General features: G+C 68.0%; 22 protein-coding genes and 1 tRNA gene. 12 read left to right on the top strand and 11 right to left on the bottom strand.

The window, feature by feature from the left end; translation table 11 throughout:
* Positions 1-8 precede the first annotated feature (8 nt).
* Positions 9-860 (bottom strand): GDSL-type esterase/lipase family protein, encoded by an 852-nt coding sequence (locus AB0M43_RS21575; protein WP_363727303.1) that lies wholly within the window; start codon positions 858-860, stop codon positions 9-11.
* A gap of 112 nt (positions 861-972) precedes the next feature.
* Here AB0M43_RS21575 and AB0M43_RS21570 point away from each other — a divergent pair.
* Positions 973-1,057, top strand: a tRNA-Leu gene (locus tag AB0M43_RS21570).
* Positions 1,058-1,059: 2 nt separating this feature from the next.
* On the opposite strand, the gene AB0M43_RS21565 is transcribed toward AB0M43_RS21570, so the two are convergent.
* Entirely contained in the window at positions 1,060-2,559 is a 1,500-nt protein-coding gene (locus tag AB0M43_RS21565) for a recombinase family protein (RefSeq protein ID WP_363727301.1), read from the bottom strand.
* Positions 2,560-2,981: 422 nt separating this feature from the next.
* On the opposite strand from AB0M43_RS21565, the gene AB0M43_RS21560 reads away from it, so the two are divergent.
* From AB0M43_RS21560 to AB0M43_RS21545, 4 genes are all read left to right on the top strand, one after another.
* Positions 2,982-3,524, top strand: a complete 543-nt coding sequence (locus AB0M43_RS21560) for a hypothetical protein (protein ID WP_363727299.1) — start codon at positions 2,982-2,984, stop codon at positions 3,522-3,524.
* An 81-nt stretch (positions 3,525-3,605) separates the two neighbouring features.
* Positions 3,606-4,070 carry a hypothetical protein gene (locus AB0M43_RS21555; RefSeq protein ID WP_363727297.1) on the top strand — a complete coding sequence of 155 codons (465 nt, stop codon included), beginning with the start codon at positions 3,606-3,608 and terminating at the stop codon, positions 4,068-4,070.
* A complete protein-coding gene (locus AB0M43_RS21550; RefSeq protein WP_363727295.1) occupies positions 4,067-5,515 on the top strand; it encodes a hypothetical protein in 1,449 nt (482 codons plus the stop codon). The genes AB0M43_RS21555 and AB0M43_RS21550 overlap by 4 nt, the downstream gene beginning before the upstream one ends.
* 25 nt (positions 5,516-5,540) lie before the next feature.
* Positions 5,541-5,936 carry a hypothetical protein gene (locus tag AB0M43_RS21545; RefSeq protein ID WP_363727293.1) on the top strand — a complete coding sequence of 132 codons (396 nt, stop codon included), beginning with the start codon at positions 5,541-5,543 and terminating at the stop codon, positions 5,934-5,936.
* A gap of 684 nt (positions 5,937-6,620) precedes the next feature.
* On the opposite strand, the gene chrA is transcribed toward AB0M43_RS21545, so the two are convergent.
* From chrA to AB0M43_RS21530, 3 genes are all read right to left on the bottom strand, one after another.
* A complete protein-coding gene (chrA, locus tag AB0M43_RS21540; RefSeq protein ID WP_363727291.1) occupies positions 6,621-8,027 on the bottom strand; it encodes a chromate efflux transporter in 1,407 nt (468 codons plus the stop codon).
* A gap of 230 nt (positions 8,028-8,257) precedes the next feature.
* On the bottom strand, positions 8,258-9,307 hold the full coding sequence (locus AB0M43_RS21535) for a HupE/UreJ family protein (protein ID WP_363727289.1): 1,050 nt from the start codon (positions 9,305-9,307) through the stop codon (positions 8,258-8,260).
* Between the two features lie 73 nt (positions 9,308-9,380).
* The gene (locus AB0M43_RS21530) at positions 9,381-9,728 is read right to left on the bottom strand and encodes a metalloregulator ArsR/SmtB family transcription factor (RefSeq protein ID WP_363727287.1); all 348 of its coding nucleotides are present in this window, start codon (positions 9,726-9,728) and stop codon (positions 9,381-9,383) included.
* An 86-nt stretch (positions 9,729-9,814) separates the two neighbouring features.
* On the opposite strand from AB0M43_RS21530, the gene AB0M43_RS21525 reads away from it, so the two are divergent.
* A complete protein-coding gene (locus AB0M43_RS21525; protein ID WP_363727285.1) occupies positions 9,815-11,068 on the top strand; it encodes an MFS transporter in 1,254 nt (417 codons plus the stop codon).
* A 51-nt stretch (positions 11,069-11,119) separates the two neighbouring features.
* Here the strand turns inward: AB0M43_RS21525 and AB0M43_RS21520 are convergent, their stop codons facing one another.
* Positions 11,120-11,809, bottom strand: coding sequence for a response regulator transcription factor (locus tag AB0M43_RS21520; RefSeq protein ID WP_363727283.1), 690 nt, complete (start codon positions 11,807-11,809; stop codon positions 11,120-11,122).
* Positions 11,806-12,954 (bottom strand): histidine kinase, encoded by a 1,149-nt coding sequence (locus tag AB0M43_RS21515; protein WP_363727282.1) that lies wholly within the window; start codon positions 12,952-12,954, stop codon positions 11,806-11,808. The genes AB0M43_RS21520 and AB0M43_RS21515 overlap by 4 nt, the downstream gene beginning before the upstream one ends.
* Before the next feature lie 190 nt (positions 12,955-13,144).
* Between AB0M43_RS21515 and AB0M43_RS21510 the strand changes: the two genes are divergently transcribed.
* The gene (locus AB0M43_RS21510; RefSeq protein WP_363727280.1) at positions 13,145-13,873 is read left to right on the top strand and encodes an ABC transporter ATP-binding protein; all 729 of its coding nucleotides are present in this window, start codon (positions 13,145-13,147) and stop codon (positions 13,871-13,873) included.
* On the top strand, positions 13,873-14,607 hold the full coding sequence (locus tag AB0M43_RS21505; protein ID WP_363727278.1) for an ABC transporter permease: 735 nt from the start codon (positions 13,873-13,875) through the stop codon (positions 14,605-14,607). The genes AB0M43_RS21510 and AB0M43_RS21505 overlap by 1 nt, the downstream gene beginning before the upstream one ends.
* Before the next feature lie 209 nt (positions 14,608-14,816).
* On the opposite strand, the gene AB0M43_RS21500 is transcribed toward AB0M43_RS21505, so the two are convergent.
* The 4 genes from AB0M43_RS21500 to AB0M43_RS21485 form a co-directional block, all read right to left on the bottom strand.
* Complete coding sequence (locus AB0M43_RS21500) at positions 14,817-15,809, bottom strand: DUF4238 domain-containing protein (RefSeq protein ID WP_363727277.1); 993 nt, start codon at positions 15,807-15,809, stop codon at positions 14,817-14,819.
* A gap of 164 nt (positions 15,810-15,973) precedes the next feature.
* Positions 15,974-17,902, bottom strand: coding sequence for an AAA family ATPase (locus AB0M43_RS21495; protein ID WP_363727275.1), 1,929 nt, complete (start codon positions 17,900-17,902; stop codon positions 15,974-15,976).
* Complete coding sequence (locus AB0M43_RS21490) at positions 17,899-18,471, bottom strand: hypothetical protein (RefSeq protein ID WP_363727273.1); 573 nt, start codon at positions 18,469-18,471, stop codon at positions 17,899-17,901. The genes AB0M43_RS21495 and AB0M43_RS21490 overlap by 4 nt, the downstream gene beginning before the upstream one ends.
* Positions 18,468-19,856 carry a hypothetical protein gene (locus AB0M43_RS21485; protein WP_363727271.1) on the bottom strand — a complete coding sequence of 463 codons (1,389 nt, stop codon included), beginning with the start codon at positions 19,854-19,856 and terminating at the stop codon, positions 18,468-18,470. Before AB0M43_RS21485 ends, AB0M43_RS21490 begins: the two co-directional genes overlap by 4 nt.
* A gap of 627 nt (positions 19,857-20,483) precedes the next feature.
* On the opposite strand from AB0M43_RS21485, the gene AB0M43_RS21480 reads away from it, so the two are divergent.
* The 4 genes from AB0M43_RS21480 to AB0M43_RS21465 all read left to right on the top strand — a co-directional run bounded on the left by AB0M43_RS21480 (position 20,484) and on the right by AB0M43_RS21465 (position 22,590).
* Entirely contained in the window at positions 20,484-20,963 is a 480-nt protein-coding gene (locus AB0M43_RS21480) for a hypothetical protein (RefSeq protein ID WP_363727269.1), read from the top strand.
* On the top strand, positions 20,953-21,528 hold the full coding sequence (locus AB0M43_RS21475) for a hypothetical protein (RefSeq protein ID WP_363727267.1): 576 nt from the start codon (positions 20,953-20,955) through the stop codon (positions 21,526-21,528). The genes AB0M43_RS21480 and AB0M43_RS21475 overlap by 11 nt, the downstream gene beginning before the upstream one ends.
* Positions 21,519-21,986, top strand: a complete 468-nt coding sequence (locus tag AB0M43_RS21470; protein WP_363727265.1) for a tyrosine-type recombinase/integrase — start codon at positions 21,519-21,521, stop codon at positions 21,984-21,986. Before AB0M43_RS21475 ends, AB0M43_RS21470 begins: the two co-directional genes overlap by 10 nt.
* Positions 21,987-22,098: 112 nt before the next feature.
* Positions 22,099-22,590: a hypothetical protein gene (locus tag AB0M43_RS21465; protein ID WP_363727263.1), complete on the top strand. Its 492-nt coding sequence runs from the start codon at positions 22,099-22,101 to the stop codon at positions 22,588-22,590.
* Positions 22,591-22,625 lie beyond the last annotated feature (35 nt).

Below are 22,625 nucleotides of genomic sequence, written 5' to 3'. Positions count from 1 at the left end.
ACCACTTTCTACCACCTGTACGCGGCCTCGTTGGTGACGCGTGCGAGCTCCGCCTGCCCCAGGGCGCTCGGGTGGAAGAAGTCGATCGAACTGACATGCTCGGCGCGGAACTGGAACCGGAACACCGCCCCGCCGTCCGTCTTACAGTTGGGCCCGTAGTCCGCGCACGCCCGGCTGATCACGTCGTTGTACGCGACCACCCGGTTGCGGACACTCTGCCGGCGCTGCTCGTCCACGGCCGCCGTCGACGCCGGGTTGGCCAGCATCGAGGGGCAGATCCCCAGGTCCCAGCGGCCGGTGGCCCTCGGGTCGGCGTGACCGATGTTCCACAGCTGGTAGAGGTCGGGGACGCTGGCGAGGAGGAGCTTGGCGTCCGGTACCCCCTGCTTGATGGTCTTCAGCGCCCTGGTCAGGTCGGCGCGGAAGGCGGAGACGGTGGTCATCCGGTCGACACTCTGCCGGCACGCGTCGTTGGCGCCTACCAGCACGGTGACGTAGGCGGGACGGGCGGCCACGGCGCTCTCGGCCTGGCCTGGGAGATCGCTCACTCTCGCGCCGGAGTTCGCTAGATTCGTCCCCGTCTGGCCAACTTTGTGCGCGTGGCTGTCGAGGGTGGTACCCGTGGACCAGGACGCCTCCGGGCAGTCGCCGAACTTATCGACGCACGCGTTGACGCCTCGGGTGATCGAGTCACCCAGGGCCACGACGGGGCCGGGGATCTTCGCCGCGACGGTGGGGAGGGTGGAGCTCGCGGGCGTGGCCTCGGCGGTGGGGTCGGAGGTGGCCGGTGAGGTGGTGCAGGAGGTGGTGAAACCGGCCAGGAGCAGGGGCAGGAGGGTTGCCAGTAGGGGGCGGCGCATGCAGCGACGGTAGCCGATTACGTGTGCGGGAAGGTTCCGTGTACAGTTACTGCCCGTACGGTGATCACGGCGGGGGGAACCTCCAGGGATCGCCGGATAACTACATGTGCAAGTCCGAGTGGCGGAATGGCAGACGCGCTAGCTTGAGGTGCTAGTGTCCTTTATCGGACGTGGGGGTTCAAGTCCCCCCTCGGACACGTTAACCCCCACGGGGGCTTTTCACGACTAGTGAGAGGCGCTCGGCGGGGGTTTCTGTTTGCCCTGACTGCGCGGGGATTGCCGCAGCTGGGTGTTGGGCGATCGGCTGGCAGGCTTCGTTGAGGGTGACCGTTCCTCCGGCCTCGCAGCTGATCAGGGCATCGTTTTCCAGGATGTAGTGGATCACCGCGTCGGGGTCGGCGTGGCCCATGCCGAGTTGTTCCGCGAGTTGTTCGATCGCCTTGCGTTCGTGGACGTAGACGTTGCGGGACCAGCCTGGCCTGGACGCCTCGGTGCTGCGTCGACCGTGGCGGCACCGGTAGCCGGCGTGGTTGTGGACCCAGTGCGAGTCCAGGACCCGGCCGCACTCCCGGCACCGGAGCAGCCCTGCCAGGAGGTACCGCCCCACGTTGCCTTCAACGACGACTGCGACCGTTCGGGTCCACTGGGCTGCGACGAAGTCCTCTTCACTGACCAGCGGCGGGTGCGCCACGCCATCGGAGATCACCCACTGCTGCATGCTGTTCCACCGCCGGGCATCGGACCGGCCCAGGAGATCATCGACGCCGTCAAGCGGGCCGTGGTCGGTGCGTTGCTTGTTCCACACCTGTCGGCCCGTGTAGCGCGGGTTGGCCAGGATCGCCGCCACGGTACGCAACGTCCACGCCTCGCCGCTGCGGTGCGGGTTACGGACCGGGTCGACGCGAGACGGGCACGGCACACCCTGGTCGTTGAGGTCGCGGGCGATACCCGCGGTGCTGCGCCCGGCCAGGCGCTCGGCGAACATCCATTGGACGTGCGGCGCGGTGTCCGGATCCGGTTCGAGGCGTTGTGCCCGCCGTCCCCAGCGGGCCTGCGCCCTGTTCGGGTGTGGGCCGGCGTCGACCAGGTGGTAGCCGTACGGAGGCCGGCCGCCGAGGTGGCGGCCCTCCTCGATCACTTGGGCGCGCATCGCCGCCTTCGCCCGCAGCCGGGCGCGTTGGATCTCCCGCTTCGAGTGCACCCCGAGGAGAGCGAGCAGGGACAGGTGCAGGTGGTTGGTGGTGTCGATCGGGCCGTTGAGTTCCGGCAGCCACACCTGCACGTCGTAGAGGGCGAACAGGGGCGCCAGTTGCAGGAACTGGTCGCCGTAGAACGCCCGCTCAAACTCCCCCACCACGATCGCGTCGAAACCACGATCCGGATCGGCCAGGGCCGCCAGGAGGCGCGCGGCCTCGGGGCGTCGGGGCCAGGGAAGCCGTCGGGAGCAACCGACGTCGAAGAACTCGGCAACGATGACACCCCGACCGTCAATCAGTTCCTCGGCGAAGTCACGTTGCCACCGAGCCGAGGACCGCAGGTCCTGCCAGTCCTTGGTAGAGATCCGGCCGTAGAACGCGAACCGGAACCCTTCGAGGTTGTCGACAGGCCTGCGTCGGGTCCGCAGGCGTCCCCGGCGGTTGGGTTGGCGGATCCACCAACCCAGCAGGTCAGGGCCATCGACCTCCGGGGTGTACCGCACCGGGCACCTCCGTGCGTCCGGAATGCAGAGACATGAGCAATTGTCTAACTGATGAGCTTTGATCCGCAATGCCCAGAAGGGCAGAGTCCACTTCCCCCAGGCCGGATCCCTAACCGCCGCAGCTAGCACCGCGACCAACCACCCCGCTGGCTGGGCATTGCGGGAGCTCGACTCCCGCGCGTTCATCAGGCCCGCGATCGCTTGTGGTGGCCCCGAGTACTCACCGATGACGGCGGACCCGAATCAACTGCATCTGCCCTGATATTCCAGGCCGATAGGTCCGTTTCCATGGAGCCCGCGCGCTTGTAGTATGAGCGCGATCACACACCTGGGAGTGGTCACGTCGGCGTCGAGGAGGGGTCACGCTCACTTCTCGACACCTCCGACCTGCACTTTCTCGGCTGCTGGTTTCCGGCTCAGCATTGGCGTTTGGCCTGCTGGGTTGGTTCGCCGCGCACCTGGCGACGTTCTGGTTGCTCGAGCATGACCACCCGGGCGTCGAGCGGCATGCGCACGGGTACCTGCCGTCGATGACTGTGCTCGCCGGGTGTCTTGCGGCCGGTTCGCTGCTGGCGGTGTTCCTGGTGTCGCTGTCGGCCCCGGCTGCGCGCCGTGGCGGGTTGCCGGGTACGGGTGCGTTGGCGTGGCTGTCGAGTGGGTTGTCGACGGGGGCGTTCGTCGCGGCGGAGTTCGCCGAGGGCTGGGTCAGCGGCGAGCACGCGGTGCCGCAGCCGGTGGTGTTGGCCGTCGGCGGTGTGGTGCATCTGTTGGTGGGTGCCGGAGCGTCGCTGGTGTGGCGGGTGTGCGCGGCGGGTGTGCTGCGCCTGGCCGCCCGGCTGCGGCGGGAGCCCGCCGCGGCCGTCGAGGACGGGCCCGCTGGTGTGTTCGGTGAGGCCGCCGTCGCGTGTCGGCGGCGTGGAGTTTCCCTTTTCGCTGGTCGTGCTCCTCCTGCCGTCTGGTTGTAGACGGTTCGTATCGAATTTCGCCACCCGGCCGCCTTCGCGTGGCCGGGATCGTCTGGCATGCCTCGATCAAGGAGCACGACTGTGAGCAACAAACGCAAACCCACCGGCGCGCCTCGCGCTGGTGCGAAGAACAGGAAGACCTCGGCGCCCACCCCGAAGGGCAACCGAACGTTGGTGCTGCGGGCGGTGGCGGTCGTCGTCGCCGTGGTGCTGGCCGCTGGTGTGGGCTGGTTGTTCTGGAGTGAGGGCGAGCAGCCCAAGCCGCCGACGAACCTGTCGGAGCTGGCCAGGGCCGACGGCACGCTCAACGTGGTGGAGGACGGCCGCCTGGTGATGACGCCGTTCGCGCCGGTGGACGGCAAGACTCAGGTGGAGTTCCGGATTCCGGAGAAGTACCGCAAGAACTTCGACATGGCGCACCTGCGCTCACACTCCGCGGTGGGTCTGCCGACCCGGGTGTACTACCTGCAGCAGGGCGGGGAGTACCTGGCGGTGTACAAGGCCGACGCGCCGGCCAACGGCACGCAGCAGAGCCCCGCCCCGTGAGCAGGCTTCCGACGGCCGCCCGGACCGGGACGGCCTTCCTCGGCATGGCCGCGTTCACAGTGTCGTGGCCGGGGGTGGCGTTCGCGCACGGGGTTCAGGGCCGGGCGGAGACGCCGGTACCCCTCGAAGTGTTCTTCTACACCGCCGCGATCGTGGTCGTCATCTCCTTCGCCGGCCTGGCACTGGGCTGGTCACGTCCCCGGTGGGACACGGTCGGCTGGCGGCCGGCCCCGGCCTGGCTCAGCGACGCCGTGCTCAACCGGTGGCTGATCGGCGCGGCCCGGGTGCTGGTGCTTTCGGCGGCGGTGTTCGTGACGGCGGCGGCGGGGTTCGGGTCGACGATCCTCAACCGCAACATCGCCCCCGTGGCGATCTTCGTGGTGTGGTGGATCGGCCTGGTGCCGCTCACGCTGCTGTTCGGCAACGTGTGGCGGGAGGTCAACCCGTGGGCCACCCTCGCCCGCTGGATACGTGCCCCGGCCGACCGGGGCACGTATCCGCCGAGGTGGGGGCTGTGGCCGGCGGCGGTGTTGATGACGGTGTGGGCGTGGATGGAACTGGTCTACCCCACCGCCGCCTCCCCGCGCCTGCTCGCCGGCCTGATCTGCGGGTACACGCTGCTGACGGTGGCGGGCATGGTCCGCTACGGGGTCGACGTGTGGCTCGACCACGGCGAGGTGTTCGCCGTGTTCACCCGCCTGCTGGCGTCCCTGTCGGCTGTGGAGGTCCGCACCGTGGACGGCACCCGGCGGTTGGGGTTCCGGCCGCCGGTGATCGGCTGCGCCCGCCTGCTGCCCCAGGCGGGGCAGGTGGCGTTCGTCATCGCCCTGATCGGCGCGGTCACCTTCGACGGCCTGTCGGGCACCAGCCTGTGGAAGGCGCGCGACGTGGCCGCCACCGAACGGGTCATCTCCCTGGGCGTGGACGACTTCGGCGCCGGGATCGTGGTGGCCTCGATCGGACTGCTCGTCATGATCGCGTTGGCGACGGTGGCGTTTGAGTCCGCGTCCTGGGCCGCCGACCGCGTCGGCGGGCTAGGCGGGCAGATGAGCGTCGGTCGGGTCGCGCAGACGTTCGTGCACTCCCTGATCCCGATCGCCGCCGGCTATCACATCGCGCACTACTTCACCCTGTTCGTGTTCCAGTCACAAGACCTGCTGCGGCTGGCCAGCGACCCGTTCGGGACCGGTGCGGACCTGTTCGGCACCACCGGGTCGAAGATCGACTTCAATCTGGTGTCGCCGAACGCGATCTGGGTGGTGCAGCTCGCCGCGATCGTCGGCGCCCACGTCCTCGGGCTCGCGCTCGCCCATGACCGGGCGCTGCAGCTGGCCCCGCACTCCCGCCGGGCCGTCGCTTCGCAGTACCCGATGCTCGCCCTGATGGTGCTTTTGACCGTCAGCGGGCTGTGGTTCCTGTCCGAAGGCATGACCCAAGCCGTCTAGCACCACACGTTTCAGGAGAATCCTCATGGCTTTTCGTCTTTCCCCCGTCCGCCGTGTCGCGGTCGCCGTGGCGACCGTCGCGGCCCTGGCTCTGACCGGGTGCGGCAGCTCCTCAGCGGACGAGGGACTGCCCGACGTCAACATCACCCCGCAGGCCTCGCCCGAGGCCGCCGGGCCGTACGCGCAACCACCGAGCGTCGTGGGACTGCTGGTGTCCGCGGACAACAAGCAGGTCGTGCTCGTCATGCCCGACAAGTCCAGGCGGGTGTTCCTCGTCCGCGAGAGCGACGCGCTGCGCATCGGCATCGAACACCTGGCCTCCCACGCCGGACTGACCGACATCGGCTTCCGGGTCACCTACGAGACCGTCGACGGCAAGGACTACATCCTCGGCGCGCGCGAGACCGCACCCCCCAGGTAGTCGCACTCGTGTCTCCCCGCCGGCCACAGCTGGCGGGGAGACAGAGCCTATGAGCCCGCACCGGCGGGATGGTGTCGTACGGAGTTTCGGGTCTTATCGGGAAAGGGGTCTGGTGTGGACGCGCGTAGTCACATGCTGGAGGTGGCCTATCAGATCCACAGCCGTGGCCAGGTGCTGCCCGCCGACGCGCGCGAGCTCCTCGAGCACGTCGCGGCGATGCTGCGTCAGGCCGCGCCCCTCTACGTCGCCCCTCACGCCTCCGCCGCCGCGCACACCAACCACCGTCTCGATGCTCTGACGGCGATGGCGCACCGGGCCTACCGGCTCGTCAACGCCACCGTCCGCGCTGACAACCACGGCGTCGACCGCCCGCCGGGTGGGCCCGAAGCACAGGCGTGGCGCGAGGCGGTGTGGATCGCCGCGCGGATGCGGCACAATCTCGACGCCGCCCGTCGCACCGCCCGCTACACACCCGGCATCCGCGCGACCGACGCCGAGGCCAGCCACCATCGGCTCCTCGCCGCCGCCGAGGCGATGCTCGCCTTGACCCGCCAGCTCGACACCGCCCTGCAGCCCGCCCTCACCGCCATCCAGCCCCACACCCGCGCGCAGGAACTTGCCGAACTCATCGACGAAGTTCGCGCCCAATGCCTCGCCCTCACCGACTCCGACGACACGGTCGGGTCAGGTGACGGGCAGCCCGGTCAGGCTGGCCGCGACGCCCAGGACCGCGCAGATGCCCAGGACCCGCAGCACCGGCCACTTCAAGCGGATCAGGAGCACGGCGGCGATCACGGTGACGGCCACGGCGACCGGCCTGATCGTGGTGACGTCGGGCAGGTCGAGATGTAGCAGTCCGGCGTTGAGGGGCCAGGTGGCGGAGAACAGGGTATGTACCGCGAAGTACAAGCCCAGGTTCGCAATGACACCGACCACCGCGGCGGTGATCGCGGTCAAGGCCGCCGACAAGGTGTGATTGCCGCGCAGCCGCTCGACGTAAGGGGCGCCGAGGAGGATGAACAAGAAGCACGGCACGAACGTCACCCACGTGGTCAGCAACGACCCGACGATGCCGGCCAGCCACGGATTCAGCGAGCCGGGATGGTGGTACGCGCCGAGGAACGCCACGAACTGCACCACCATGATCAACGGTCCCGGTGTCGACTCGGCCAGCGCCAGGCCGCGAACCATGTCCGGGGCGGTCAGCCAGCCATAGTCCTCCACCGCGCGCTGGGCGACGTAGGACAGCACCGCGTACGCGCCACCGAACGTGACGACGGCGGTGCCGGAGAAGAACAGGCCCTGCTGGGTGTAGACGCTACCCACCCCGGTCATCGCCGCGACCACGGCGACCGGCACGAACCACGCCACCAGGCCCACCGTGAGGATCGTGGCGGCCCGTCGACCCGAGGGCTGGTCGTGGTGCAGCACGTCATCGGCGACCAACGGCACCACCGCCTCGGGTGAGTCCTCGCCATGCCCGGCACCGGTGACCAGTGCCGGCCAGTGGCGGTGCACGGCCAAGCCGATGATCCCGGCCAGGGCGATGACCAGTGGGAACGGCACCCCGAACACGGCCAGGGCCACAAACGCCGCCACCGCCAAACCGACCAGCATCCGGTTGGTCAACGCGCGCGACGCGACCCGCCACACGGCCTGGGCGACGATCGCGACGACAGCGGGGGCCAGACCGGCGAACAGCGCCGTCACCGTGCGGGTCTGGCCGTAGCCCACGTACAGGGCCGACAGACCCAGCAGCGCGACCATCCCCGGTAGCACGAACAGCGTGCCGGCGATGAGACCGCCGCGTACCCCGTTGAGGAGCCAACCGACGTAGATGGCCAACTGCTGGGCCTCGGGACCGGGCAGGAGCATGCAGTAGTTGAGCGCGTGCAGGAACCGGCGCTGCCCGATCCAACGCCGCTCGTCGACAAGATGGCGCTGCATCACGGCGATCTGCCCGGCCGGCCCACCGAACGTCTGCAGCGAGATCTCAAACCAGACCCTGGTCGCCTCCCGCAACGGCACCACGTCACCGACCTGCGGCGGCGTGGCGGACTCACCCGACGGGAGATGGTGTGGGCTGTTCAACGGGTGTACTCCATCCACGGTGTCGCCCGGGCGGGGGCTGGCGCGCGGGCGGCACGCGAGGGGGGTGGGGCTGGCGCGCGGGCGGCACGCGAGGGGAGGTGGGGCTGGCAGTGCTGGACCCATTATGAGTGCGGTCGGTGGGGCCATCTCCTGGCGGTCGGGGCGAGGGCCGGAAACTGAAATGCCGAGCGGCCGAACCGGTCCCTGATCCAGGAACGGCTCAGGCTGAGCTACTCCACGGGCTTGGAGCGGGGGTCGGCGAACCAGGCCCGGCTGAACTCCTTCAGCGCGGGCAGGTCGTAGCTGGAGCAGGTGAGGGTGTTGTAGGCGTGCACCGCCTTGAGTGCCTCTTTCTGCTGGGGGGCGGGTCCGGCGACGATGCGGCCGGAGCCCGGGTCGGTGATGTGCCCGCGCAGGCTGTCGACGTCGCCTGCGGGCAGGTCGGGGCGGTACTGCACGATCACATACCCGTCGCCGATGACGTGGGCGAACCCCGCCTCGGGCGCGGGCTGGCCGGGTTCGGTGAACGCCCGGGCCGGATGCCCGCTGTCGCCTTCGAACGTTTCGGTGCGGTCGCGTACCTGGCAGGAGCCGATGGCGTAGGCGGCGTGCGGGTTGACGGGCGCGGGTGGGAAGAACGTCATCCACACCGCGAACCCGAGCCCGGCGGCGACCAGCGGTACCGAGCTGACCTTCAGACCGGGGCGCAACCGGGTGCGGTCGATGACCAGGTGCGCGGCCATCATCATGATCGTGATCGCCAGAAGCTGGCCAAGTTCGATCCCGACATTGAACGCGATCAGCTTCGCCAGCAGGCCCTTGTCGGGCAGGCGCAGGTCCTGGAAGCGGGTCGCCAGGCCCAGACCGTGCACGAGCCCGAAGGCAAACACCACGCCGGTGAACCAGGACCAGGTCTTCGGCCGCCCAAGGAAGGCGACCATGCCGACGAACACCACGCTCAACGCGATCACCACCTCGACCAGGTTCGCGTTGAGCTTCCAACCCGCCAGGGTCGCGGTGATCAGGGTGAGGGAGTGCCCGGCGGCGAACACCGAGATCAGCGTCGCCGCCCGTCGCAGTCCGCCGGCCAGAAGCAGGACTCCGGCGATGAACAGCAGGTGGTCGAACCCGAGGAGCATGTGCTCGGCGCCCAGGGGCAGGAACTCCCACACCGTTTTGCCTGCGGCCGGCCCTATGCCGTGCGCGGACGCCGACACCGGCAGGGTCAACACCAGCAGGCCGGCCAGCGCCGCGAGGGCGCGGCGGATCGAGACGGTCACGAGGGCTCCAGGGCATTCGAGGGGTACGAGATCAGTCGCTCACCGGGCCGCAAGAGTTCCCGGGCCGGGTGGCTCAGTCGTGGTCGGGTTCGCCGGTCATGTGGTGCTCGGCCGCGCCCAGGAGTTCGGCGACCAGCCTGCGCACGTGCCCGCCACGGGCGGTGTAGAGGATGTGGCGGCCGTCGCGGCGGGTGCTCACCAGACCAGCCAGGCGCAACTTCGCCAGGTGCTGCGACACCGCCGGGCGTGCGGCGTCGACCAGCCCGGTCAGGGCGGTGACGTCGAGCTCGTCCTCCGACAGGTGCCACAGGAGAAGCAGCCGGGTCGGGTCCGCCAAAAGGCGCAGGGCCCCGGTGGCGATGAGGACCTGGGCGTCGGTCGGCGGCTTACGCCCATCATCCGCCTTGTCATGTGCGTACACGAGCACATATTGTGCCAGGTAGGCCCCGCCCGCGCCAGCCACACCGACGCCGGGCCTTCCCCCACCCTGCCCGGAAGGACTTCCGCATGCTGTCCGTCCTGCGCCACCGGGTCTACCGGCGCCTGTTCACCGCCCAGGTCATCGCGCTGATCGGCACAGGTCTTGCCACCGTCGCGCTGGCCCTGCTGGCCTATGACATCGCCGGTCCCCGGGCCGCCAGCGTGCTGGGCACGGCCCTTGCGATCAAGATGATCGCCTACGTCACCCTCGGTCCCCTCGCCGGAGCCCTCGCCGGACGGGTACCCCGCCGCACCGTCATGGTCGGCTCCGACCTCCTCCGCGCAGCCGTAGCCCTCGCGTTGCCGTTCGTCGGAACGGTCTGGCAGATCTACGCACTCGTCTTCGTGCTCCAGGCCGCGTCCGCCCTGTTCACCCCGACCTTCCAGGCCGCGATCCCCGACGTCCTGCCCGATGAGCGCGACTACACCCAGGCCCTGTCCCTGTCGAAGATGGCGTACGACATCGAGAGCCTGCTGTCCCCGGCACTTGCCGCCGCCCTGCTCACCGTCATCAGCTACAGCGGCCTGTTCATCGGAACCACCCTGGGATTCCTCGCCTCAGCCGCCCTCGTCGTCTCCGCCGCCCTACCCCGGCCACCGGACACCGAACAAGCCGGAATGTACGCGGCGGCGACCTCCGGCATCCGCCTGTTCGCCACCACCGGCGCCCTGCGCGGCCTCCTCGCCCTCGACCTGGCCGTCGCCGCCGCCGGAGCCATGGTCTACGTCAACACCATCACCATCGTCCGCGACACCCTCCACAAACCCGCCTCCGCCGTCGGCATCGCCCTGGCCTGCTACGGAGCCGGGTCCATCACCACCGCGCTCCTCCTGCCCCGGCTCCTGCGGACCGCCACCGACCGCACGGTGATGACCACCGCCGCCCTCGCCCTCACCGCACCCCTGCTCGCACTGCCCGCCGTGCTGAACCTGCGTGCCGACCTGGCGTGGGTACCGGTGCTGGCGGTGTGGGCTGTCCTCGGCGCGCTCAGCGCGGCGGTGTCCACCCCCACCGGCCGGCTCCTCAACCAGCACGTCACCCCCACCGCTCGCCCGGCCGCGTTCGCCGCCCAGTTCTCCCTCTCCCACGCCTGCTGGCTGATCACCTACCCCCTCGCCGGGTGGCTGGCCACCCAGGCCGGGATCACCACCACCAGCCTCGCCCTCGCCACGCTCACCCTGCTCGGCGCCATCGCCGCACGGCTGCTGTGGCCGCCCCGCCCCACGGCGACGACGGCAGAAATCCTGAGCCCCTCGACCCCTGGTCGGCTGCCACGCTGAAACGCCCGGGCGCGCAGAAACAGCCCGCAGGCTGCCAGGCGCGGCACTTCGCTAGTTGTTCGACGGTGGCTCGACCCGGCGGGTGGGCTGGATCAGTCCGCCCTCGTAGGCGGCGATCACGAGCTGGGCTCGGTCGTGGACGCCCAGTTTGGTCATGGCCCGGTTGACGTGGGTCTTGACGGTGTGCGGGCTCACGACCAGCCGGGCGGCGATGTCGTCGTTGGACAGGCCTCGGGCCACGAGAACCAAGACCTCCCGTTCCCGGCCGGTGAGTGAGTCCATGACGGCTGGTGTGGGGGTGCCCGGTTCGGGTTGGCTGAGGAAGCGGGTGATCAGGCTCCGCGTCGCGGTCGGCGACAGTAGTTGTTCGCCGCGGTGCACGGTGCGGATCGCGTCGAGGAGTTCGGCGGGTTCGGCGCTCTTGCCGAGGAAGCCGCTGGCGCCGGCGCGCAGTGCGGCGAAGACGTACTCGTCGACTTCGAAGGTGGTCAGGATGAGCACCCGGACCCCGGCGAGGTCGGGGTCGGCGGTGATCAGCCGGGTCGCGGCCAGTCCGTCGAGGTCGGGCATCCGGATGTCCATCACCACCACGTCCGCGCGGGTGGTCCTGGCGAGTTCGACGGCCTCCCGGCCGGTGGCGGCCTCGCCGGCCAGGGACAGGTCGGCGGCGGTGTCGATGAAGAACGCGAATCCGCTGCGGATCAGCGGTTGGTCGTCGGCGAGCAGTACCCGAATGGTCATGTCGCAGCCGCCGAGGGCGCGGGAAGTTCCGCTGTGACGCGGTATCCACCGTCAGGGCGTGGCCCAGCGCGCAACGTGCCGCCGAGGGCGGTGACCCGTTCGCGCATCCCGATCAGCCCGAGTCCCGCGCCCCGGTCTGGGTCGGCGGGCCGGTCGGGTGGGGCGTTGTCGACGTCGATGCGCAGGGTGTCAGGCCGGTAGGTCAGCCGCACCGTGACGTCGGGGATCCCGGCGTGTTTGCGCACGTTGGTCAGCGCCTCCTGGATGATCCGGTAGCCGGTGAGGTCAGCGCCCCCGGGAACCGGACGGACGGTTCCCACGACCTGCTCGGTGACGACCAGGCCCGCGCGTCGAAACGACCCGAGAAGCTCGTCCAGTCCGGCCAGCCCCACAACGGGCTGTACCGGCGCGGCCGGATCGCCCGGTTGGCGCAGCAGCACGATCGTGTCGCCCAGTTCGCCCAGGGCGGCCTTGCTGGCGACCCGGATGTGCTCGAGGGCTTCACGCGCCGGGCGCGGCGGATCGTCGAGCACGTGCGCGACAACCCCGGCCTGGACGTGGATCAGGGCGAGGTGGTGACCGACGGCATCGTGCAGGTCGCGGGCGATACGCAGCCGGTCCTCGGTGACCCGCCGCTGCGCCTCCGCTTCGCGGTCAGCCTCGGCGTGGGCGGCGCGGGCCTGGGCCTCCGCCAGGTAGGCGCGCCGGTTGCGAGACGCGTCGCCGGCTGCGACCGCCAGGCCGCCGAGCGCGGCGAGGGCGATGTTGTCGGCCCCCAACCACACCGTCGGTCGGATGAGCGCGTGGAAGCCGACGAACGCCAGCACCGCCAGTACCCCGATGATCAGCGCCCGGCGCCGGGTGGTGGCCTCAGCCAGGGTGTACAGGGCGATCAGCGGGGCGGCAAGCACCACCGAGCCCTGATGAGCCGGGTAATGCACGAAATACGCCTCGGCCGCGACGGCGCTGACGACCAGCACCGCGAACGGGTACCGCTGCCGGCCCGCCAGCGGAGCGCACGCCAACGCGCCCAGCAGCACAGCGACCCCGTCGACCGGCTGACGGGCCGCGGTCGTCGCGACCACCACCGCCCACACCACCACCGCGATCACGATGTTGGCGTGCCGACGGCTCAGGACATGCATACCCACACCGTAGGCCGACGGCCCGCCAATCGGCGTCGGCTGGCTGGGGTAGATCGCATACCGCGCCCGTGGTAGCCGCAAGATGCCGCAGCAGGGCGACGCCCCAGCCGGGAGCTTGCGGGCACTGTGAAGCCGTCCCGGCCGGCGGTGCGCCGCTGGCCCATCGAGATCATGAACATTGGGGTACGCCATGGCTGACATCTCCGTCCGGGGGCTCAGCAAACGCTTCGGCCCGGTCACCGCAGTCCGCGAGTTGACCTTCGACGTCCCCGCCGGGCAGGTGACCGCGTTCCTCGGCCCCAACGGCGCGGGCAAGACCACCACCTTGCGGATGATGCTGGGCCTCATCGCACCGAGCGCCGGCGAGGCGCTGATCGGCGGTCTGCGCTACGACCGGCTCCCTCACCCCCGGCGAACCGTTGGCGCCGTGCTCGAAGCGGCCGGATTCCACTCCGGGCGCAGGGGCCGCGACCACCTGCGGATCGCCGCCCAGGTGGCGGAGCTGTCCGCCGCCCGCGTCGATGAGGTCCTCGACCAGGTCGGCCTCACAGACGCCGCCGACCGCCGCGTCGGCGGCTACTCCCTGGGAATGCGTCAACGCCTCGGCCTGGCCGTCGCACTGCTCGGCGACCCGGAGGTGGTGATCCTCGACGAACCCGGCAACGGCCTCGACCCCGCCGGCATGGCCTGGCTGCGCGAACTCCTGCGCGACCTCGCCCGACAGGGCCGGACCGTCATCGTCTCCAGCCACGTGCTGTCAGAAGTCGCCCAGACCGTCGACCGCGTCGTCATCGTTCACGAGGGCAGCCTGCGTTTCACCGGACCGCTGGCCGAGCTCGCCGACTCCGGGCCCGCCCTGGAAGCCGCGTTCCTGCGACTGACCGGCGCCCCGGTCGCCTCCGCGCTGAAGGAGTCCTGATGCCCACCCTGATCGGCAACGAGATCCTCAAACTCCGCACCGTCCGCAGCCCCTGGCTGCTGCTGGCCGCCGCGCAAGTCCTGATCATCGCCGGCGTCGCCGGCCGGCTCAGCACCGGCGACATCAACGACCAGTCCATCGCGGCCGGCGCCGTCGCGCACGTCGGCGTCGCGTCCCTGTTCCCACTCGTCCTGGGCATCATGGCCGTCGCCGGGGAGTACCGGCACAAGACCATCACCGACACCTACCTCGCCACACCCCGCCGCGGCAGAGTCATCGCCGCCAAACTGGCCGTCTACACCACGGCCGGCATCGGCTTCGGCCTCGTCGGCTCCGCCGTCTCCCTGACCGCCACCGCGCTGTGGATCACCGGCCGAGGCGGGACGATGGACTGGTCGGATCAGGAACTGTGGCGCACCCTCACCGGAGACCTCTTCTGGAACGCCGCCTTCGCAGCCATCGGCGTCGGAGTCGGCGCACTGCTACGCAACCTCACCACAGCCATCGCCGCAGCACTGGCATGGCTCGCCGTCGTGGAGGGCGTCGTAGGACAACTCCTCGGCACCGACCTCGCCCGATGGCTGCCCTTCAACGCCGGCTCGGCTCTCGGCCGCCTGCCCGCCGCCGTGGCCGACGGACTCTCGCAATGGGGCGCGGCCGCGCTCCTGGCCTGCTACGGGGCCGCCTTCGCCGCAGCCGCCATCACCACCACGGTGCGACGCGACGTCACATAGGGATGGTCTGAGGCTCTACGCGGCCAAGCTCATCAGCCCACCTATCGAGCTCCCACGTTTCGTAGGACGTCACCCCGACGGCCCACTGGCCCTCGGCACGGTGACGCCTCCCGGTCGGTTCCGGAACCACAGTTCGGCGCACGGAACCGGCCGGGAAAGTCAGTGTGAATCGCCTTTCGCACAGCCCCGCAGTGGGCCACTCGTCGTTGTCAGTGCCAAGGTACCCAGGAGTGCAGGATTTCGCCCATGTATTCGCTGGTGCCGTCCGGCATCGTCCTGTAACCCGGCCCGGTGTTGAATCTAACGACCGGGCGTCGTGCGCGCAGTTCGAGCAGGCGCAACTGGCGTTCCCGTTGAGGGTGACCCACCACGACCTGATAGCACGCCGACGCCAAGTCGGCGTTGCAAGCCCTCACGCGGTCCGGTTCGATCCGCGTCACCGGCTCCCGGACCTGGTGTGTGAGTAGAAGTTGCATTGCCGGGTTGATCGGAAATCGAACCTCTTCGGCGTTGTTCAGGCCCAGTCCCTCAAACTGGGCACGGGACGTCGGTGGACGCCACAAGACGAGCGGCGCGTCCGAGGTGACGAGCCGGGGCTTGCGTGCGACCTCCAAGCTCCAGTGCATCCCAAGAATGACCCGCTCCAGCGGCTCGACGGCACTAAACGCTAACCGAATCGCGTTGTCCTTCGTGAAGAACTCGCGTTCGCCGAGCATGTACTGCGTCAAGTCGAGTGCGCCGCGTACCTCGCTGTCCTGTGGTCGGAAGCCGAGATGCTCCCGCTCCAGGTACTCCGCCATCAGCGTTGCGTCGATCTCCCTGTCACCCGCGTATCGGGCCACCCGCACGGGAAACATGATGCGTTCCCGGTTGAGGGGCGTGCGGGTGAACTGCACGGCCAGGAACGTAGCCAACGCCTCCCGGTCGCTCGAACCAGGAGATGGCAACCGCTGGCTCTGCTCCACGCCGGTCAACGCGGTCAGGGCCTTGCTCTCCAATCCGGCGAGTGCTCGCTCGACGGAGTCGCTCGGCTGGCCGTCATCCCCCGTGATTTCATAGAAGCCGCCCTCGACAGCGACGTTCTTGACGTTGGTCGGGTACATCGTCGACTTGCCGCGGCGACGCACCAGGACCGAACCATTCTCGCCGAAACGGGCGAGGTAGGAGGCTGGCACGTAGTGATGTCGCTTGGCGCGCGTCATAGCAGCACACGGTACCTCCACTGTCGTCCGCCCGGGCGACATCGGCGGCAGCTCCGACGTACCGCCGAAGCGAAGCGCTGACTGGACGATGCAAATCATTCAGCTCCAATGCCCCGCAACGCCGAACAACCTGTTGAACAGTACAAACTACGACAGGGTAAGGCTCATTCTGCCTCGCCGGTGTTGTCCTGCCGGAGCAGTTGCACGCCAGCTGGGCCTGGATGTTCGATAGTACTTACAGTCGGCGACGTGTAATCGAAGTCGATCTCGTCGAACTCGCCTCTGTAGGTACTGGGCAACTCATTGTCGGCGATGATCATCTGCACTTTCCCTGGGTTGGCGTCCGCCTGCGTTACCAGGCGGCGATACAGGGCGGCGGCAGTCCGTTCCGCAGTGTTGAGTGCCAGGCGTGGGCTGTCGATAAGTAAGAAAGCTGGATACCGGGTGTCGCGTTGCCGAAGGGCAACCGCCAGCAGGGCGGACCAGTATGCGATCTGCGTCGCGGTTATAATGCCACCGCCACGACTGATTTTAGAGAACAGCTTGCCGTTGAGCATCGGCAAGTAGTTCCCGCGGTCAATTTTGGCTTCCTTGACTGACGGAATGGCTAGTTGAGCTACGGCATCTTGAAACTCCGCGTCCAATTCGTCGAGGATTTCATCGTGGCGTTCACTCATCGCGAGTTCGCCGCGCTCGATGGCCGCACTCACTGTTTCACGCTGTGCCCTAAGTTCATCCTCTGCGAGTTGCAGATCGCCGACTCGATCCCACTGGCGGAGTACGGTCTCGAAGTGTTGCTGAAGCGCGCGGGCGGTTGCAATCTTTGACGTGGCGTCGCTGAACGCCTGAAGACGGGGCGTGACGCGATCGCGCGTGCGCTCATCAATCTGCACGGTGAGGCGGTGGACCAGTTCAGCTCGGTCGTTGACGACAGAAGTCGTCGCGGTGATCTGCATTGCGATCGCTTCTCGCTGCTTATCGACCTCATCTAGCTGTTCCTGGAGCTGGCGTGTCTCATAGGAGTCAACTGGACTGGGCGCGAAATCCAGAGGGTCGTGTTGGGCACACAGCCGACAGCGATCGGCAGGTAGGTCGCGCTCAAGGGATTGCATGCAACGGGGGCAGACAACGAACTCGAAGTCTGCCAACCGTTCTCCGGCCGCTGCCATCCGCTGCAGTCGATCAACATCTGCCTGGAGCCTTTTGCGCTCCTTCGCGTACTCCGTCGCGCTGCGTTCCAGGACTCCCGCTCCTGCGTAGGCCTCGGCGAGCGTGCGCTCCGCGTCCACGAGAAGGTCACACAAAACTTGGGTATGGCGGTCAACCACGGGGTCGAGCTGTTCGCGCAACGCCAGGAGTTCGCCTGTGGCTTCGCGTTCGTCTGCGGCGGCGGCACTAGTGGCCTGCTCGGCGGCTTCGCGAGAAGTCGTGTTGCTGCCTTGCAAAAATGATCGCACAGCGGCGTTGTCACTTTTTGCTTTCTCGATCTGTGAATTTAGATCGTTCAGCTCTGTGGAGAGTTTGAGGAGGCCTTCGCTGGTGAGGCCGAAGAGCAGCTTGAATACGGCTTTCCGCTTGGGGGCGAGATAGGTGTCTCGCGACCCGGCGATTTCGCGGTTGATCTCGTCCTGCGGAATATACATGAAAGAAAGGATGTCGTTAAACGAAATGCGAGTGCCTTTTTTGGTGCTCCCCTTCGCCGCTGCCCGCATGTCGTCGGGAAGCCCGAGAGCAGACATAAGCAGGGTGTTCAGCCGTGGCTCATCCTCGCCGATATTGTGATCGGGAAGCCGTTCTCGGGTGAACAGGTCATACACGCGTACTACGTTTCTTTTTTTCGAATCTGTACTTCGGGACAGACGATAGCTTTCGCTACCGACGCGCATGTCCAGCACGACTTCACCGACAGACTCCTCGACTACGGTGGCGAGCATCCCGTTGCCGCCAAAGCCGAATTTAATCAGCTCCAGCAGTGTCGTCTTGCCAACCCCTGTAGGGCCGGCAAGCACCGTGAGATCCGACGGGAACTCGTAGCGGACTTCGCCCTCCGTGGTGCCGAGGGTTACGGCCATCAGTCGGAAGATCGTGGTCATCGGATTACCTGCCTGTGGGGGCGGTCGAGAAGCTCAGCCAGAGCACCGTAAATGAGGTCCTTCAACGCGTTTCCCGTCATACCGACCGTCGCTTCAGCGATAGCCTGGCAGCGTGTGCCGACGTCGGCCCATTGAGGAGAGGCCGCGAACTGAAGGGCAAGTTTACGGCCTGCAGGAGTGGTCTTGAGCGCGACGCTGCCCTTCCTCGCCGGCGCATACCGCAGGAGGCCGCGGGCGACGAGCGCGCCGATGACTGGGTAGTACCGGTCGTCCCATGGGCCGTATTTGTAGCGGATCATCGGTGCCTCCACTTCGGTGGGCTCGGCACGATCGTCCGACGAGAGCCGCAACCGGGGATCTTCTCCGTCCAGGTGTGGAAGGACGACGGACCCCAGCGCCGGGTACCGCAGAAGGAAGTCCAGCTTGGCCAGCTTCGTTAGCCCGTCGAGCTTGCCCAAGTGACCTTTGGTCGTGCAGACGCTATCGACCAGCAGGAGCACCCTGGCCTGGTGGTAGGCCAAGTCCTCGCGTAAAAGAGCCAGATGACGCGCGCGCTCCTCCGCGTTCATGTAGCCGAACCCTGCTTCATGCGACGCCGTTCAATCTCAGCCTTGACGTCGAAGCTGGGACTGAACCACACGTGGCAATGGTTGGCCTGCTCGCAGACTCCGCCCAAGCGCAAGTCGGCGTCGACGAGTTCAGACCATCGATCTGGAAGCGCGGAGTCAATCCGGCTCTGAAGCTCACGCCACAGGTCCACGCCCCACATGGCATCTGCTCGGGCCACAGCCTGGGTGGCCTCGTCCGCAATGCGTAAGAGCTTCCGCCGAATCTGATCTTGGTCGGCACGAGCGGCGGGGTCAACGGCGATCCGGATCCGCCACAGCTCCTCGTAGTCCCTGCGCAACACATCTGCACGCGCGATCGAGTTGTCCGCACAGCCACCCACGGCCATCTTGACGCCCAGCCGGTTGAGTAGTTCCCACCGAGGCAGTGGCCTGTAGCCGCCAGGCGCGGCCACTGCCGTTTCGATTGCGATCTTGATATCGGCGAGTGCGACGATCCGGCCGCGCAGCTTGCGTTCCATCTCTGCGGCCCCGGGAGTGGACGCGCCCAACGGGAAGGGAATGACCTCTGGAAGCCCGCCTTCAGGACGAGGGCCGGCCGCGCGCATCCGGGTCCGAAACAATGCCAGGACTAGCTCCCAAGCCGCTTCGGCGCACTGTGTATCCAGGCCCATGCTGACTAGCACAGGCCGGGCGTACCTCGTCGGCGCCGCGTCCGAAAGAACACTACGTGCTGGTCTGCCATGATCGAGCACAAGGACCGACAGAAACGTCGCCACTTGGGCATGAAGTTCAGCCGTAAGGACGCCCGTCGCAGCACACTCACGCCACTCAACCGGAAACTTCTCCGCGTGGCCTAGCAACTCCTTGGCGAAGTCCCCGGCGACCTTGTTGAACGGATGCTCTACGGTCAACACCTGCCCGGCCAGGCGCTGTTCGCGCAGCCTCTCAGCCAGGGCCTCCAGTGCCTGCGGAGGTTTCGAGGAATGCAGACCCGCTGTGGTTACCAGTCTGCAAGTCGCCTTCTGCTCCATCGCACACCAGCGGCCGAACAGGTGCGCCAGTCCTCCGTCGGTGAGAAGCGAGTTGAGCGTCGGGTACGCACCAAATGAAGGATCTTTATGCTTGCAAGAGATCAGCTCGGCTTGATCGTCACACACGACGACCCAGTCCTCGTGATATTCGCACACGATTCGGCGGGTATCGGCTTCGGCCGACAGGCTGCCACCGCTGAGCGAGGCGTGAAGAAGGCTCAATCCATCAGCGGCTGCCATCGCAGCTTGCCATTCGAAACGGTCTGCGGTCTGCGCCCCCGAGTCATCCGGCTGCTTGACCGTCATGATCAGTTGCGCCGCCGTCGCATCGCTTGGACGCAGGCTCGGCAGCATCCACGCAGAATAGCGGAAGACTCACGGTCCGTGGGGATCCCGACTGGGATCGATCAACTGCCTTACGTTCCCCTCACGTACATCTGCGCTCATCGACCCCGGTCGCGGCCGCCGTCCACAGAGTATCGAGGACGAGCGTGACGGTCCTGCGCCCCACGCAAACGATCTGCGTATCAGCGGACAACGGCCCTAGTGCAGCACCGCCCAACGCTGAATGAGCGATCTCAAACAACGGCGAGCCCACAATCGCGACCATCCTCCATGCCGGAATCCGCTTCACCGGCGCCTTCCTTGAACCGCATGGCGGGCCCAGAAGACACCCCCGCGCAGTGGTCCGTTTACGACATGCCCACCTGGAACGAGAGCTACTCACAATTGACTGCCGTACCTTATAGTAGGTATTCTAAGCCACATGAACACCCGCCACATGTGGCGGATCCCAGCCGTAGGGGTTAAATCCCCCCTCGGACACCAGATTTGGTGTAGTTCCACCACCTTTGACGCCCTATGCGCGTCGGGGTGGTTGACGCGGCGGGGCCTCGCCCAACGCACCCTTGAACGGCGCGAGCATCCCCTGTCGGACCTGGAGTCCGGCCGGCCCTCGGTGCGGTGGCGACGATGCGCCGTATGAATCCAGTTCCCCGGCGGCTCGACGAGCAGCTCATCGGCGCGCTCGTGCCCACCGCACCCCACAAAGCTTATCCGTGTCCGGCGACGCTTCCCGCGCTGGCGGTCCTGCGCCAGCCGACGTACCCCGGCTCGCAGTTCCTGCTCGGCATGGCACGGCCCGACCGCTCCGGACGTATCACCGAACGCACCCTGTTGGCGGCGCTGCGCTGGGGTCCGGGCCGTCCGGTCGACATGGACACCCGCGGTGGGGCACTGATCGTCAGCGGCAACCCCTCAGGACTCCACGTCGTCGGCGGACGGCGGGAACTGGCTCTGCCCAGCGCGTTGCGCGATATGTGCGGCATCGTGCCGGGGCAGTCAGTGCTGCTCGCCGCGATGGTCGAGCACGATCTGCTCGTGATCCATTCGGCCGGAACCGTGGCCAGCCTGCTCGCCGGCCTACACGCGCGGATCACCGGAGCAGGCGATGTCTGCTGACCCGGCGCGGATCACGACCGCGCGCCAGCTCCTCGCCCAGCTCGGCATTACGCTTGCCGATCTGGCCGCCGACATCGCAGAGCACCCCGGGCTGCCGACGATCGCCGAGTACCTACCTCAGGTTGCAGCCGCAGCCGGCCCCGGAGCCCAGCGTACCTGCGGCACCTACTGGGCCCGGATGGCCGCCGCCTGGGGCGAGCGGCCATTCAACGGTGTCTCTGCCAGTGACATCGAGGCCATGCAACACCAGATGGCCACCACCGCCCGCTCCCGGCGCAACAGCCGCAACGGCCGCCACGCCGGCGAGCACGTCATCGCCGCCGCCCGCGCGATCTACACCCGCGCCATCGCCGACGGACTGATCGACGCCGCCGACAGCCCCGCCCACCGGGTCGCCAAACCCCGCCGCCTGCCCAGCACCCGCCGCGCGCTCACGCCCCGAGAGTTGGAGGAGATCAACCTCGCCGCGCGCACCAGCGGCAACGACGTCATCCTCGACGCGCTCCTGCTGCGCCTGCATACCGAGACCGCGTGCCGACGCGGCGGCGCCCTCGCGTGCGGCTGATCGACCTCGACGTGCGCAACGGCCTCGTCCGGCTCCGCGAGAAGGGCGGCACCGAACGCTGGCAGCCCATCACCCTGCAACTCGCCGAACACCTCGACACCCACGCCCGGGCCCGGGGAGCGGTCCTGCCCACCGACAAGCTGCTGCGCTACCGCAACGGCCAGGCGATCACGAGCCGGCGTTACGACCACCTGTGGAAACGCATCGGTGAGCGCGTGCCCTGGGTCGCGGTCCAGGGCATCTCCACCCACTGGCTGCGCCACACGACACTCACCTGGGTCGAACGCCACTTCGGCTACGGGGTCGCCCGCGCCTACGCCGGACACACCGACTCCGTCGGACCTGCCACCACCACCTACATCAAAGCCGATCTGCAAGCCGTCGCAGCCGCGCTGGCCGGCATGACAGGCCAACCTCATCCCCTGGCCGCCTCTACCGAGCCTCCGTGGCATGAGTAGCCGTCAGGTCAGCGACGACGCGGCTGAGGCATAGACGCCGCGCCCGGCATGGGGAACCGATCCCGTTGCGGACTCGTCAGACTGACTACTACTGCGGGTAGGAGGAGATTTCATGCGATCGCTCGTCAGGATTGGCGTGGTGCTGCTGGTGGCTGCGGGGTTGTCCGCGTGTGCAGGTCAGGGGCCGGCTGGTGCCCCGAAGGGCGAGCCGTCTTCGACGTCTGTCGTCGTCAGCAGCGACGGGAAGGTGGTCGACCACGTGAGCCTGGTGAACAACCTTCGCGGCCGCGGGGTCACGGTGCAGATCGGGAACACGGTGCAGCAGCTGTTCCTGCGCGGGGCGGGAATCCAGCTTAAGGTCAGCGGCGGTGGGATAGGCGGGACGGCGGTAGTCGAGTCCTATGACTATGACGCGGCGGCGACGATCAGCGAAGACGCGTCCGGGCTCGACGCGGACGGCAACCCCAAGCTGACGAAGATTCTGTGGAACGAGCCGCCCCACTTCTACCGCGCGGAGCGGGTCCTGGTTCTCTACGTCGGCTCTGACTCCGGGGTCATGAAGCTGCTCACGGACATCTGCGGTCCGCAGTTCGCCGGGAGATGACCACCGACCCCGGCGCGGGCGCCGCAGCAAGTCTT

The sequence above is a fragment of the Longispora sp. NPDC051575 genome, from assembly GCF_040681875.1.
Classification (GTDB): Bacteria; Actinomycetota; Actinomycetes; order Mycobacteriales; family Micromonosporaceae; genus Longispora.
This window is presented reverse-complemented; position numbering and strand designations above follow the sequence as displayed.

Excerpts from the sequence above, each read along its gene's own strand:
- AB0M43_RS21575 (WP_363727303.1), bottom strand. The coding sequence starts at position 860 with ATGCGCCGCCCCCTACTGGCAACCCTCCTGCCCCTGCTCCTGGCCGGT.
- AB0M43_RS21545 (WP_363727293.1), top strand. The coding sequence starts at position 5,541 with ATGGCTTTTCGTCTTTCCCCCGTCCGCCGTGTCGCGGTCGCCGTGGCG.
- AB0M43_RS21525 (WP_363727285.1), top strand. The coding sequence starts at position 9,815 with ATGCTGTCCGTCCTGCGCCACCGGGTCTACCGGCGCCTGTTCACCGCC.
- AB0M43_RS21520 (WP_363727283.1), bottom strand. The coding sequence starts at position 11,809 with ATGACCATTCGGGTACTGCTCGCCGACGACCAACCGCTGATCCGCAGC.
- AB0M43_RS21515 (WP_363727282.1), bottom strand. The coding sequence starts at position 12,954 with ATGCATGTCCTGAGCCGTCGGCACGCCAACATCGTGATCGCGGTGGTG.
- AB0M43_RS21510 (WP_363727280.1), top strand. The coding sequence starts at position 13,145 with ATGGCTGACATCTCCGTCCGGGGGCTCAGCAAACGCTTCGGCCCGGTC.
- AB0M43_RS21505 (WP_363727278.1), top strand. The coding sequence starts at position 13,873 with ATGCCCACCCTGATCGGCAACGAGATCCTCAAACTCCGCACCGTCCGC.
- AB0M43_RS21500 (WP_363727277.1), bottom strand. The coding sequence starts at position 15,809 with ATGACGCGCGCCAAGCGACATCACTACGTGCCAGCCTCCTACCTCGCC.
- AB0M43_RS21495 (WP_363727275.1), bottom strand. The coding sequence starts at position 17,902 with ATGACCACGATCTTCCGACTGATGGCCGTAACCCTCGGCACCACGGAG.
- AB0M43_RS21490 (WP_363727273.1), bottom strand. The coding sequence starts at position 18,471 with ATGAACGCGGAGGAGCGCGCGCGTCATCTGGCTCTTTTACGCGAGGAC.
- AB0M43_RS21485 (WP_363727271.1), bottom strand. The coding sequence starts at position 19,856 with ATGCTGCCGAGCCTGCGTCCAAGCGATGCGACGGCGGCGCAACTGATC.
- AB0M43_RS21480 (WP_363727269.1), top strand. The coding sequence starts at position 20,484 with ATGAATCCAGTTCCCCGGCGGCTCGACGAGCAGCTCATCGGCGCGCTC.
- AB0M43_RS21475 (WP_363727267.1), top strand. The coding sequence starts at position 20,953 with ATGTCTGCTGACCCGGCGCGGATCACGACCGCGCGCCAGCTCCTCGCC.
- AB0M43_RS21465 (WP_363727263.1), top strand. The coding sequence starts at position 22,099 with ATGCGATCGCTCGTCAGGATTGGCGTGGTGCTGCTGGTGGCTGCGGGG.